Origin of the sequence: Chitinophaga japonensis (assembly GCF_007830125.1) — a bacterium.
Classification (GTDB): domain Bacteria; phylum Bacteroidota; class Bacteroidia; order Chitinophagales; family Chitinophagaceae; genus Chitinophaga; species Chitinophaga japonensis.
Genome location: NZ_VLLG01000002.1, coordinates 1,371,010 through 1,384,173, shown reverse-complemented (window position 1 = coordinate 1,384,173; position 13,164 = coordinate 1,371,010). Strand labels below are relative to the sequence as shown.

Sequence of the window (13,164 nt, the reverse complement as noted above, 5' to 3'; positions counted from 1 at the left end):
CCTAAAAATCATATAAGCATTAAAGCTAATCCATTAGTTCTTTAGAGTACAGATATTAAGTTAAATCTTGAATGCAATGGCCGTTGTAAAGGTAAGTTTGTTAGATGCATTACACGAACACTTTGGGTTCGATTCCTTTAAAGGGAACCAGGAGATCATCATAAAAAGCATTCTTTCGGGGAAAGATACTTTTGTAATAATGCCAACTGGCGGAGGGAAGTCCTTATGTTACCAGTTACCAGCCCTGATCAGTCCTGGATGCGCGCTCATTGTTTCTCCCCTTATTGCATTGATGAAGAACCAGGTGGACCTGGTACGCTCTTACAGCAGTAAGGACAATGTAGCCCACTTTTTAAATTCCACCTTATCTAAAGCACAAATAAAGAAAGTACGTACGGACCTGCTGAGCGGCAAAACAAAGCTGCTGTATGTAGCGCCGGAAACGCTCACCAAACAGGAGAACCTGGATTTTTTCCGGGACCTGGAGATCTCGTTTATCGCGGTAGACGAAGCCCACTGTATTTCTGAATGGGGGCATGACTTCCGCCCGGAATACCGTCGCCTGAAGGAGATGATAGAGCAGATCAATGCCGGCCTGCCTATTATTGCATTGACGGCCACCGCTACGCCCAAGGTGCAGAGCGATATTGTGAAGAACCTGGGGCTGCGGGACCCGCAGATATACATCTCCTCCTTTAACCGTCCCAATCTTTATTACGAGATAAGGCCCAAGCGCAAAAAGGACCAGACCATCCGCGAGATCGTCAAGTTCATTCACCAGCATAAGGGTAAAAGCGGCATCATTTACACCCTGAACCGCAAAACCACCGAGGAGCTGGCGGATATGCTGATGGCCAACAATATCAGGGCTGTGGCTTATCACGCCGGCCTGGACGCCAATACGCGCGCCCAGCGGCAGGATATGTTCCTGCTGGAAGAGGTGGAGGTGATCGTAGCCACCATCGCTTTTGGCATGGGCATCGACAAGCCGGATGTGCGCTTTGTGATCCACTACAATATTCCCAAGAGCCTGGAAAATTACTACCAGGAAACCGGCCGCGCCGGCAGGGATGGCCTGGAAGGCATCTGCCTGTGCTTTTACAGCCACAAGGACGTGCAGAAACTGGAGCACCTGATGCGAGACAAGCCGCTGAGCGAGCGGGAAATGGGCGCACAACTGATCAATGAAACCGTGGCTTATGCGGAAAGCTCCGTGTGCCGCCGCAAAGTGATACTGCATTACTTCGGAGAAAAGCTGGACCGGGAGAACTGCGGCAACTGCGATAACTGCCGCAACCCCAAGGAAAAGATAGAGGTAAAGAACCGCGTGGTGATAGTGCTGAAAACCATAAAGGCCCTGGAAGAGCGCTTTGGGGCGGAATACGTGGTAAATATCATCACTGGCAAAACCAACCCGCAGATCACTACCTACCGCCACCACCAGTTGCCCGTATTCGGGGAAGGCAAAGAGTTTGACGCGCATTTCTGGAACTCCCTGATCCGCCAGATGATGCTGGAAGGCCTGATAGAAAAGGATATAGAGGAATATGGCCTGCTGAAAATGACGGACAAAGGCGCCAAGTTCCTGAAAAAGCCTTACTCCATCATGGTGTCCCTCAACCACCAGTTTGATGAAGAGGGCGGTGATGATGATGAGGTGCTGGCAGAAGCCCAGGCCTCTGCAGACCCGGCGCTGTTTGAAATGCTGAAGGAGCTGCGCAAGAAAGTGTCCAAAGAAAAGAACCTGCCGCCTTTTGTGATATTCCTGGAAACCTCCCTGGAGGATATGGCTACCCAGTACCCCACTACCATCCAGGAGCTGGAAAAGATACAGGGGGTCAGCAAAGGTAAAGCCATCCGTTATGGTAAGCAGTTCATAGAGCTGATCTCCAAATATGTGCAGGAGAATGACATTGTAAAGCCGGACGATTTTGTGATGAAAAGCGTGGTGAACAAGAGCGGGCTGAAGGTGTTCATTATCCAGAATATCGATAAGAAAATGCCGCTGGAAACCATTGCCAGGAACAAGGAGCTGAGCATGGCCGACCTGCTGGACGCCATGGAAACCATTGTGGCCAGCGGCACCAAGCTGAACCTGGATTACTGTATTGATGAAGAGCTGGATGACTATGCCCAGGATGAGATCATCGAATACTTCAAAGGTTGTGAAACCTCCAGCCTGGCACTGGCACGGGAAGAACTGATAGAAAGCGACTATACCATAGAACAACTGAAGCTGATGCGCATCAAGTTCCTGGTAGAATATGGCAACTAAAGCCCGGCATTTGATATGATAGCACAGATCAGGGATACCATCGCGCCTGTCCGCGAAAAGATCATACAGCACCCGTTATACCGCCGTATGCAGCATATGGAGGATGTACGGGTGTTTATGCAATACCATGTTTTTGCCGTGTGGGACTTCATGTCCCTCCTGAAATCCTTACAGGCCCGGCTTACCTGTACCGCCATTCCCTGGGTGCCGCAGGGCAGCGCCGCTACCCGTTTCCTGATCAACGAGATTGTAACCGGGGAGGAAAGCGACCTGGCGCCGGACGGCAGCCGGGCCAGCCATTTTGAGCTGTACCTGCAGGCCATGACACAGGCGGGCGCCGATACCGGGCCTATGCAAGCCTGCCTGCTGGCGCTGCAAGCCGGCCAACCAATAGCCGAAGTATTGCAAACGGCCTCTATTCCCCCGGCGGCCCGTGCTTTTATGCAATACACCTTTGAGCTGATCCACCACACACCAGTGCATGTACAGGCGGCTGTTTTTACTTTTGGCCGCGAGGACCTGATCCCGGACATGTTCCTGGCGCTGGTAAGCGACCTGGACCGGCAGTTTCCGGGGCAGATCAGTGTTTTTAAATACTACCTGGAACGGCATATCGAGGTGGACGGCGATCATCACAGCCATTTAGGCATGCAGATGGTGGAAGAGCTCTGCGGCAAGGATGCGGACAAATGGCGGGAAGCTGCGCAGGCGGCCAAAGAGGCATTGGAAAAGCGCCTGTTGTTATGGGATGGAGTCCTGCAGGCAACAGCCTCACCTGTAAGAATTTGATCCAATAATATTTGGAAATTAGAATCGAAAAATATTATCTTTGCACTCCCTTCACAAGAAGGAACAGGATGGTGCGGTAGCTCAGTCGGTAGAGCAAAGGACTGAAAATCCTTGTGTCGGCGGTTCGATCCCGCCCCACACCACGGAACAGAAAAGGGTTTGAGCGGAAAGGCTCAAGCCCTTTTCTTTTGGGTACAACATTTTGACCCGACCCCATCCGTCCGAAATTTTCTTTGTAATTTATGCAACCAAAACGCCCCTGCCCCGAGGAAGCGATGCGCAAACTCCGCATTACCAGCAAGATCACCTTGCAGAAATTCCGCGACGAAGGAAAAGTCCGGTTCAGCTAGTGAGCTTATCCTGCTTTTCTGAATTTTCCCGACAGCATTTTTTTTCCTTCTCTCATAGCATCCAACATATTGGCAGATATTCGGCGCGGTTGTAGGCCGCACAAACCTTGTCGTTTCCCTCATGGGCCAGTTGTCGCTCGATTACATCGGGAGCATAACCTTTTTTATTCAGGATGGTACTTGTTTGAAACCACCGCCGGGATAGGGAAAGAGGAATGGCGCTGCCGCAGCGCTTTCCCTGTTTCTATAATATTATTGGATTTGGAGGCGCTTTTCCTTGCAATTCGAGCGTTTTGTGCTATAATTGCAAGGATGATTAAACGTAATGCTGAAGCTGAAATCTTGCAACTGCTGGAAGAATTTCCTGCTGTTGGTGTATTAGGGCCGCGCCAGGTGGGAAAAACCACTTTGGCCGAAACCATCGCAAATGCTTTTAAGCCGGAACTGATTTACCTCGACCTGGAAAGCCCTTCCGATCAGGCCAGGCTGAAAGAGCCGGAGGGTTATTTCGAACTGCACAAAGGAAACCTGATTATCCTGGATGAAATTCAGCGCGTTCCCGAACTGTTCCAAATCTTGCGCGGCGTAATTGACCGGCAACGCCGCGAAGGCTTCCGAACGGGTCAGTTCCTTATCCTTGGCTCCGCTTCGCTCGATCTTTTGAAGCAATCATCCGAATCCTTGGCTGGGCGCATCACCTATAAGGAATTATCCGGCCTGACTGTTTCCGAAATCAGCCAGGTCGAAGGGGCTACCCAGGATCAATTATGGCTACGGGGCGGTTTTCCCGATAGTTTTTTGGCGAAAAGCGATGAAGCCAGTTTGCGCTGGCGCATGAATTTCATCAGCACTTACTTAGAGCGGGATGTTCCACAATTCGGGGCCCGCATTCCAGCCAATGGGTTGAGGCTGCTATGGACGATGCTGGCGCACAGTCAGGGCGCGCAACTCAATGTCGCTCAAATGGGCGCAAATTTGGGAATTGCCGCTACGACCGCCAAGCGCTATATTGAATTGTTGGAAGATTTATTACTGATCCGCACCTTGCGTCCATGGTCTGGTAATATCGGAAAACGGCTTGTCCGTTCGCCAAAAGTATATATCCGCGATAGCGGCCTTACCCATGCTTTGTTGAATTTGACGACGCTCGATGATGTTCTGGGACATCCCGTCATAGGCGCAAGTTGGGAGGGATTTGTCATCGAAAATTTATTATCCTGTTTGCCCCTGGGCGTAACGTCGTGGTTTTACCGCACATCGGCAGGGGCGGAAATCGATCTTGTCCTGGAAAAAAGCCCGAAAGAAAAATACGCCATCGAAATTAAGCGTTCCCTGGCTCCAACTGTATCAAAGGGATTTCACTTAGGATGCGACGATATCGGAGCAACGAAACGTTTCATTATCTATCCCGGCAAAGAACGTTTTCCGTCCTCCTACGGCGTGACGGTTTTGCCATTGATTGATATGATGGATGAACTACACCAAATGAAGTAATTTCCCTGCGGCGCTTCGCCATGAAAAGTAAAACTACAACTGTGGCTCCGGCTGTTCCTTCGGCTTGGCTTTGTTATTAATCACCGCATCCAGGGCGTCATCGGCATCCTTGTGGATAAAGTTTTGCTGATAACCGATGGTGGTCGTCACATGGGAATGACGACACAGCTTTTGCAACAGATTTTCAATAGATGAAGATACATTCTCCGCACCTTTTGCGTAGAATATAGGTCTTATTCTCTGCATTCATTAATTTACAGTACTCACTCCCAACACCATGCGTATAAAAAAAGTACAGTTGCTTTGCAACAACGCCGGCGCACAAAAAGCCTTTTATACCCAGCAACTGGGCCTGCCGTTAACGGAGATCCACGAAAAAGCATTCACCGTACAGGCGGGTCAAACACTGCTGGAGTTTATACAAACCGGCGAGCTGAAAGATACGCCCTATCACCTGGCATTCAACATCACCCCCACCCTGCTGCCGGCAGTAGTGCCATTCCTGGAGGCGCAAAGCGTATCCCTGATCCTCAAAGATGGTCAGCCGGTGGTGGACTTCCCGAACTGGAATGCCCAATCCGTTTATTTTTATGACGCAGAGCAAAACATACTGGAATTTATTGCCCGCTACAACCTGGCTGTACCAACGGATGCCAATACCTTTAGCGCGCGTCATGTTTTAAACGTGAGTGAAGTGGGTGTGCCCGTGGAAGATACCGGCGCTTTTATCAGCACCATGCAATCCTATACGCATGCACCGGTGTGGAAAGATTACGGGGAACAGTTCAAGGCCGTTGGCGATGAAGAGGGTTTACTGATCGTCGTAACGGAAGGACGGCACTGGTTCCCCACGGAGCACCCTAACAGCTTTCTGCCGCTTGGTCTCGATATACAGCAGGAAGGGCGGCCGTTTCAGTATAACAGCAACCGCTATACGTTCCGGTTTGTCTGACCATGTTTATCGCTGCAATACCTGTGTGCTGCCATCCTCATATCCCAGCACTACGGTATGTGCCATCTGCACAAACAATCCTGTCTCCACCACTCCCGGAATATGGTGCAGGGCGGCATTGGTCTCCGCCGGGTCTTTAATGGTGCCAAATGCGCAATCAATAATATAATTCCCGTTATCCGTTATAAATATCTCTTCCTGCTTTTTGCGCAGCAGGGGTTTGCAGCCCAGTTGCTGCAGCCGGTTATAAGTAACCTCCCAGCCAAAGGGGATCACTTCTATCGGCAGGGGATAACCGCCCAACACCGGTACATATTTATGCTGGTCCGCAATAATGATCAGTTGCCGGCTGTGAAAGGCCACTATTTTTTCGCGCAGTAAAGCGCCGCCGCCGCCTTTGATCACATCCAGTTGCTCACTGATCTCGTCTGCTCCATCTATATCCATATCCAGTTGTTGCGTTTCCGCAAAGGTAGTGAGCGGGATGTGCAGTTCCTCCGCCAGGCGGGCAGAAGCTTCGGAGGTGGCAATGGCCCGTATCTCCAGTCCCTGCTTCACCATGGCGCCTATTTTCTGGATGGCCCAGTAAGCGGTAGATCCTGTTCCCAGGCCTACCACCATTCCCGGCCGGATCAATTCGGCCGCCTTTTCGCCGGCTGCTTTTTTGGCAATTACAATGGGATCCTGCATAGTCATATTTGAATAATGCCACGAAGATACAAGAACGCTGCACATCTATCCTGATTTCTCCAAAAAGCGTTTATTTTTGACCGTTCATCCTGTGCGTTCAATTACAACCTATGGCAGATTCCACCAAGCTTCCGTTACATACCACCACCTCCCGCCTGAAGGCCATCGTTACCGGCTCTGCGGGCAATCTTGTAGAATGGTACGATTGGTACGCCTACTCCGCTTTCACCCTGTATTTTGCGCCCGCTTTCTTTCCGGAAGGCAATGCTACGGTACAACTGATGAACACGGCCGCCATTTTTGCCGTGGGCTTTTTAATGCGGCCCATTGGGGGCTGGCTGTTCGGCCGTATTGCCGACCGCAGGGGCCGTAAAGTAGCCATGACCTTATCGGTGCTGTTAATGTCCATGGGCTCCCTGATGATCGCGCTCACACCCGGTTACCATACCATCGGGCTGCTCTCGCCCACGCTGCTGCTGTTGGCCCGCCTGCTACAGGGGCTGAGCGTTGGCGGGGAATACGGCACATCCGCCACTTACCTGAGCGAGATAGCGACACCGGAAAAACGGGGATTCTTTTCGAGCTTTCAATATGTCACCCTTATCGGCGGGCAGCTCATTGCCCTGGGTATCCAGTTGCTGCTGCAAAAAGTATTTCTTACGCCTGCCCAATTGAGCGCCTGGGGCTGGCGTATCCCGTTCTTTATAGGCGCGCTGCTGGCGCTGGTGGTGCTCTTCATCCGCCGCAATATGGAAGAGTCTGTAAACCTGGCAGGGGAAAAGCCGGAACGCGGCTCCCTCTCCCTGCTGGTCAGGAAGCATCCCCGGGCGGTGCTGACCGTGATAGGCCTTACGCTGGGCGGCACCCTGGCCTTTTACACCTACACTACCTACATGCAGAAGTTCCTGGTGAATACCGTGCACCTTACCAGGGAACAATCCACCCTGATCATTTTTACGCTGATGCTGATCTATGCCTGCCTGCAGCCCTTGTTTGGCTGGATATCCGACCGGTACGGGCGCAAACCCCTGCTGATCGGCTTCGGGATCATGGGTACCCTGTTTACCGTTCCCATCCTGACGGCGCTGAGCCATACCGGCTCCGCCCTTACGGCTTTCCTGCTGATCCTGTTTGCCCTGCTGATCGTAAGCGGGTATACGGCTATTAATGCAGTGGTCAAGGCAGAACTGTTTCCGGCGGAAGTAAGGGCGCTGGGCGTAGGACTGCCCTATGCGCTGACGGTGGCGCTGTTTGGCGGCACAGCGGAATATATTGCGCTCCACTTCAAGCATATGGGCCACGAGTCCTGGTATTACTGGTATATCACGTTTTGTATTTTCATATCGCTTATTGTGTATGTGGTGATACGCGATACACGGCGTACTTCCTATATTGACCGGGAAGCCTGAATGCCGTAATTTCACTACCAGCTAAACTATACTGCCATGCTGCCTTATCCCGGTATACCATATGATCATCCACCTGGTATCTGTTACCCGCTCACAGAGGCCTGTATGTATTTGCTTTTTATACTTTGCTGTGTGCATGCGTATAAAAAAGGGACGGGAAGCATAATGTACCTGCTGGGCGGCCTGGGTTTTGGCCTGCTGCTGGAGTATGTGAACGTGGCCGCTAATGTTGGCTACCGTTACGGACAGTTCGGCGTCATGCTGGGCAGCGCTCCCCGCAATATCCCCCTTTGCATAGGCACGGGCTGGGCCATTATCATTTATACGGCCCGACTGGTTACCGATGCGCTGGGCATGCCTGTGTGGGCAGCGGCGGCCCTGGATGCGCTGCTGGCCGTGAATATCGACCTTAGCATGGATGTGGTGGCCTACCGCCTGCACATGTGGCATTGGGACTGGGAATCCCGCGGACCTCAATACAATGTGCTTACTTCGCAATGGTTTGGTATTCCGTATGGCAACTTTTACGGATGGCTTTGCGTGGTGTTTTACTACTCACTCTTTGCCCGCTTGCTGGAAAAAATAAGTATCCGCAAACCGCCGGTCCGTACTTTATGGCGCATGGCCACTCCCCTGATATCCATCCTGGTGTCCCAGGCTGCGCTGTGGCTGTCGCTTTTTACGATTGCAGACTGGCTGAAGCAATTTGGTATTACTACCGCGCACCGCCTGGTGGCCCTGCTGCTATTGTTCACCTTCATGGCTATAACGGGATTCACTAAACGAAAAATAACTTCTGCATCCAATGCAGCATTACCACTGGTAACCTGGCTGGTGCCTACCTGGTTCCACCTGTATTTTTTCAGTTGGTTCTTTATTGCGGGCTTTTACAGGGAGAATGCCTGGATGACGGTGTGTGCGGTGGCCAACCTGCTGCTGGGCGCTTTCATACACTGGCTGCTATGGATACAATTAAAACGATCAGCGGCGCCGGTCATGGAGGTGGCCGGCACCTGACCGCTGCCGGCTGTTAAAACCGTTCCATCTCTTTTTCCATAGCCGCTATCAGTTGCTCTTCCGTAGGCATGTACAACTGATATTTGCTGGCAACAATATGTTTGTTGTTTTCCGGCAGCGTGAACTTTACCACCGCATTGTTTTTTTCCGCGCACAGCAAAACACCAATCGTAGGATTTTCATGCGCCTGCTTTTCCATCCTGTCAAAATAATGCACATACATCTGCAGTTGGCCCAGGTCCTGGTGGGTGAGCTTGCCGGTCTTTATTTCAAACAGCACAAAACATTGCAGCAGACGGTTGTAACAAACCAGGTCTACGAAGAAATCATCGCCTTCCAGGTGTATGCGTTTCTGCCGTGCTATGAACGCAAAACCATTGCCCAACTCCAGCAAAAAATCCTGCAGGTTGCTGATAATGGCCCCTTCCAGGTCCTTCTCATAATAAGCGGCTTCTCTTTTTAATCCCAGGAATTCCAGCACCAGCGGGTCCTTGATGATGGTTTTTGCATCTACAGGTTGCTGCTCTCCCCTGGCTGCGGCCAGTACGCTTTCTTTATCGTTGCTTAATAACAGCCGTTCGTATAGCTGGCTGTGGATCTGCCGTTCGAGTTGGCGAACTGTCCAGTTATTTTTGATGGTTTCGGCAATGAAAAAGTCCTTTTTATGTTGATTATCAATGCGCATTAATAGTTTATAGTGACTCCATCCCAATTGTGAACACAGTGTGTTCACAATTGGGAAAGCCCGATAAAATTGACGAAAAAATGCAAGCTGCCGCCTTGAAAATCCATTTCCAAATTCCGGCTGCAATTGTTCCGCCAGGTATTTGATCAAGTATTCCCCATAGTCAGCACGGTCTTTCCCCTGTTGCTCTTCCTCAAAAATTCTTTTGCCGATATGCCAGTACATCAGCACTCTTTCATGATCTACGGCCCGGATGGCCTTTTCTTTTGCCTGGGTAATAATGGCTTTGATCTCTGTAAGCAGGTGTTGGGTAACAATCATGAATGCTAAATTTTTTAGTAAAATAAGATAAATAACTATCCCGGAAAAATTTTTGTTGGGCCTTTTCTCGTTCCTTTTCCAATTGCGCACACAGTGTGTGCGCAATTGAGATAAACTTTATCTTTATCCACATAATTCCTGTCAATCCGTGTTTACCATCCTCAATTTACTATCGGAAACCAACTGGCACCTGGTCATAAAAATAATCAGCTACGTACTGGTATCACTTTCCTTTATAGGTATAGTGGGCACCATCCTGCTGGAAAACCGCAACCCCATCAAGGCCATGGCCTATATTATGCTACTGGTGTTCCTCCCGATCGTAGGGCTGATCGTATATTACTACCTGGGACGGGACCTGCGCAAAAGAAAACGCTTTACCCTCAAAGGCTCCAAGGATGAAACGCTGATGCTGCGCTACTGGGAAAACAAACGCCCGGAAATTGAGCAAATGCAGGTAGAGCTGCGCCACCTCGTGGCCAGCAAGCAGGAAATATCCGCCATGCTGCTGAATACCATGCACTCCCTGCTTACCAAAAATAACCGGGTAAAGCTGCTGCTGAATGGTGAGGAGAAGTTCCCCGCCGTTATGCAGGCCCTGCGGGAGGCCACCCATCACATCCACATAGAATACTACATTTTCGCGGTAGACAGTATTGGCAACGCGGTAGTGGATATACTCATTGAAAAACTGCAGGCGGGTGTGGAAGTACGTTTTATTTACGACGATCTCGGCTGTGATCATATGGGCAGGATCACCAAACGCCTGGAGCAATACGGCGCAGAGGTGTACGCCTTTTCACCGGTACTAGTGGATTTTTATCTCAACGCCAACTACCGCAATCACCGCAAGATCATTGTAGTGGACGGTAAAACCGGCTTTACCGGCGGCATCAATATGGATGAACGTTACCTGAATAACGGGCAAAATGAGGTGTTCTGGCGGGACACCCACCTGATGCTGGAAGGCGATGTGGTAAACCAGCTACAGCTCCAGTTCATGATGAGCTACCGCTATTGCAGTAAAAAAACATTTCCCTTTGCCTATCCTTATTTCCGGCGGGCGGAGTTTACTGCGGAATGCTTTACCGATATTGTAGCCAGCGGGCCGGACTCTCAATGGCCGATGGCCATGCAGACCATACTCATGGCCATCAACCTGGCGCGCCGCCGTATCCGTATCTGCAATCCCTATTTTATTCCGAATGACCAGTTGCTCTCCGCCCTGCAAATGGCGGCCCTGGCGGGTAAAGATGTGGAGTTGCTGCTGCCCATGCGCGGCGATTCCTATTTTGTGCAGCATGCCGCGCAATCCTTTATTAAATCGATGCTGGATGCAGGCGTGAAAGTATATTTCTACCAGAAAGGATTCATCCACGCCAAAACCATGATCATTGACGACAACCTGGCTATTGTAGGCACCGTAAACCTCGACAACCGGAGTTTTTACCTGAACTTCGAGATCGCTATTATCATGTATGACCGCTCCGTTGTAAAAGCGCTGAACGGCGCTTTTGAAAAAGACCTGGAAGACGCCACGTTCATTACGCGCCGCTCCTGGAGAAACCGTTCCTTGCCGGAAAAGTTCGTAGATGCTTTGTGCCGTTTGCTCACTCCATTGCTATGAGGGATCTTCTTCCAGGTCCTCATGGCGTTCTCCACCCAGGCTGTAGAAATTATTCTCCTCATCTTCTTCTCCAATGGATTCCTGCCGGTCGTCCAGCTCTGCACCGGGCACGTCCAGGCCTTCCTGCTCATCCGGCTCATTTTCCCGCCGCTTCATTTCATTATTCAACCGCGCGGAGCGGGTCATGTTTTCCACATCCAGGTCTTCCTGTTCCCCCCGGTTCATAATGTCTTCTTTTGGGGGATAGGTAGGATAGCCCGGAAAGGTTTTATCCCGCTTCTGTTCCTGTTCATCCATTTTGGGTGGCTGAGGTTTGTCCGGCTTGTTCTTTTTGTTTTTCATACCAGTACTTTTAAATGATACTGAAAAAGCTATGCCACAAATCCTCTTATTGCTGCACCGGCACCATCTTCAAACACACGGGCATCGATACTTTGATCTCTTCCCCGGTTGGCTTCAGGGCGCCGGTAACAGTGTTCCGTTTAAATACAACAATATTATCCGTGTCCTGGTTGGCGGCCAGCAGAAAATGGCCGGAGGGGTCTATCATAAAATTACGGGGCGTTTTTCCCCCGGTGGATTGCTGCCCTTTACGCTGCAGCTTCCCACTATTAGGATGAATGGCATAATACACAATGTTATTCAGGCTGCCCCGGTTGGAAGCGTAGAGAAATTTACCGTCCGGCGATACATGGATATCGGCCCCGGATATTACGCCCTTAAAGCCTGCCGGCAGCGTGGAAACTGTTTGCACCGGCGTAAGACGGCCGGTATCGTAGCGGTAAGCGCTCACTTTTCCATCCAGCTCATGTATGAGGTAGGCCCACTTCCCGTTGGGATGAAAAGTAATATGCCGCGGGCCCGATCCCGGCGGTAGTCCCACATATGAAGGATTTGCTTCCTGCAGCATAAGCGGCGGCTCCGGCGTGTATTGATAGATGCCTACTTTATCAATACCCAGGTCCGGCACATACAGGAACCGGTAGTCGGGTGAAAACTCCACGCAATGCACATGCGGCTTTTCCTGCCGGTTCTTGTTCACACTGGAGCCGGTGTGCTGGATAGTTTGCAGGGGCGGGCCCACTTTCCCGTCTGCCTGCACGGGGAGCACTGACAGGCTGCCGCTGGCATAGTTGCCTACCAGCACATGGCGGCCATCCTGGTCTGTATTAATATAGCAGGGCCCTTCTCCCCCGGCCGGCTGCTTGTTCAATAGCTGCAATTGCCCGCTGGCATGATCCAGCAGGAAAGCACTTACGCCACCGGTTCTTTCCGTCCCGGTTTCATTCACGCTATACACATGCTGCTGATCCGGGGCAATTGCCAGGTAAGAGGGATTATCCACACCGGTAGCGGTGCTCACATGTTTTACCGCGCCGGTTTGGGTATTAAAGGTATATACATAGATACCCTCACTTGTTTTTTTGGTATAGGTGCCAACCAGCAGATATTGATCTGCTTCCTGTCCGGCGGTAGTATCCTGTGCAAGGAGTAATCCCGGCAGCAGCCAGGCACATACGGTAAGGAATAGTTTTGGCATAGCTCATAACGTTTC

General features: G+C 50.9%; 12 protein-coding genes and 1 tRNA gene. 8 read left to right on the top strand and 5 right to left on the bottom strand.

Annotated features, from left to right (window positions below; translation table 11 throughout):
- Nucleotides 1–76: 76 nt before the first annotated feature.
- The 4 genes from recQ to LX66_RS05495 all read left to right on the top strand — a co-directional run bounded on the left by recQ (nucleotide 77) and on the right by LX66_RS05495 (nucleotide 4,908).
- Nucleotides 77–2,275: a DNA helicase RecQ gene (gene recQ / locus LX66_RS05515; RefSeq protein ID WP_145710877.1), complete on the top strand. Its 2,199-nt coding sequence runs from the start codon at nucleotides 77–79 to the stop codon at nucleotides 2,273–2,275.
- 15 nt (nucleotides 2,276–2,290) lie between these two features.
- Nucleotides 2,291–3,064 (top strand): DUF3050 domain-containing protein, encoded by a 774-nt coding sequence (locus tag LX66_RS05510; RefSeq protein ID WP_145710876.1) that lies wholly within the window; start codon nucleotides 2,291–2,293, stop codon nucleotides 3,062–3,064.
- A 70-nt stretch (nucleotides 3,065–3,134) separates the two neighbouring features.
- Nucleotides 3,135–3,207, top strand: a tRNA-Phe gene (locus LX66_RS05505).
- Between the two features lie 387 nt (nucleotides 3,208–3,594).
- Nucleotides 3,595–4,908 (top strand): ATP-binding protein, encoded by a 1,314-nt coding sequence (locus tag LX66_RS05495; RefSeq protein WP_244620302.1) that lies wholly within the window; start codon nucleotides 3,595–3,597, stop codon nucleotides 4,906–4,908.
- Nucleotides 4,909–4,941: 33 nt separating this feature from the next.
- Here the strand turns inward: LX66_RS05495 and LX66_RS05490 are convergent, their stop codons facing one another.
- Nucleotides 4,942–5,154 (bottom strand): hypothetical protein, encoded by a 213-nt coding sequence (locus LX66_RS05490; protein ID WP_145710875.1) that lies wholly within the window; start codon nucleotides 5,152–5,154, stop codon nucleotides 4,942–4,944.
- 31 nt (nucleotides 5,155–5,185) lie between these two features.
- Here LX66_RS05490 and LX66_RS05485 point away from each other — a divergent pair, with 31 nt between their 5' ends.
- A complete protein-coding gene (locus LX66_RS05485) occupies nucleotides 5,186–5,860 on the top strand; it encodes a VOC family protein (RefSeq protein WP_145710874.1) in 675 nt (224 codons plus the stop codon).
- Nucleotides 5,861–5,866: 6 nt separating this feature from the next.
- On the opposite strand, the gene rpiA is transcribed toward LX66_RS05485, so the two are convergent.
- Nucleotides 5,867–6,550 (bottom strand): ribose-5-phosphate isomerase RpiA, encoded by a 684-nt coding sequence (rpiA, locus tag LX66_RS05480; RefSeq protein WP_145710873.1) that lies wholly within the window; start codon nucleotides 6,548–6,550, stop codon nucleotides 5,867–5,869.
- Nucleotides 6,551–6,660: 110 nt separating this feature from the next.
- Here rpiA and LX66_RS05475 point away from each other — a divergent pair, with 110 nt between their 5' ends.
- Both LX66_RS05475 and LX66_RS05470 read left to right on the top strand, forming a co-directional pair.
- Nucleotides 6,661–7,959, top strand: coding sequence for an MFS transporter (locus LX66_RS05475; RefSeq protein ID WP_145710872.1), 1,299 nt, complete (start codon nucleotides 6,661–6,663; stop codon nucleotides 7,957–7,959).
- 36 nt (nucleotides 7,960–7,995) lie between these two features.
- Nucleotides 7,996–8,976: a carotenoid biosynthesis protein gene (locus tag LX66_RS05470; RefSeq protein ID WP_145710871.1), complete on the top strand. Its 981-nt coding sequence runs from the start codon at nucleotides 7,996–7,998 to the stop codon at nucleotides 8,974–8,976.
- Between the two features lie 13 nt (nucleotides 8,977–8,989).
- Here the strand turns inward: LX66_RS05470 and LX66_RS05465 are convergent, their stop codons facing one another.
- Complete coding sequence (locus tag LX66_RS05465) at nucleotides 8,990–9,982, bottom strand: PDDEXK nuclease domain-containing protein (protein ID WP_145710870.1); 993 nt, start codon at nucleotides 9,980–9,982, stop codon at nucleotides 8,990–8,992.
- A 148-nt stretch (nucleotides 9,983–10,130) separates the two neighbouring features.
- Between LX66_RS05465 and cls the strand changes: the two genes are divergently transcribed.
- Nucleotides 10,131–11,609: a cardiolipin synthase gene (cls, locus tag LX66_RS05460; RefSeq protein WP_145710869.1), complete on the top strand. Its 1,479-nt coding sequence runs from the start codon at nucleotides 10,131–10,133 to the stop codon at nucleotides 11,607–11,609.
- On the opposite strand, the gene LX66_RS05455 is transcribed toward cls, so the two are convergent.
- Both LX66_RS05455 and LX66_RS05450 read right to left on the bottom strand, forming a co-directional pair.
- The gene (locus LX66_RS05455) at nucleotides 11,604–11,951 is read right to left on the bottom strand and encodes a hypothetical protein (protein WP_211366015.1); all 348 of its coding nucleotides are present in this window, start codon (nucleotides 11,949–11,951) and stop codon (nucleotides 11,604–11,606) included. The genes cls and LX66_RS05455 overlap by 6 nt on opposite strands.
- 46 nt (nucleotides 11,952–11,997) lie before the next feature.
- Nucleotides 11,998–13,149 (bottom strand): lactonase family protein, encoded by a 1,152-nt coding sequence (locus LX66_RS05450; protein ID WP_145710868.1) that lies wholly within the window; start codon nucleotides 13,147–13,149, stop codon nucleotides 11,998–12,000.
- Nucleotides 13,150–13,164 lie beyond the last annotated feature (15 nt).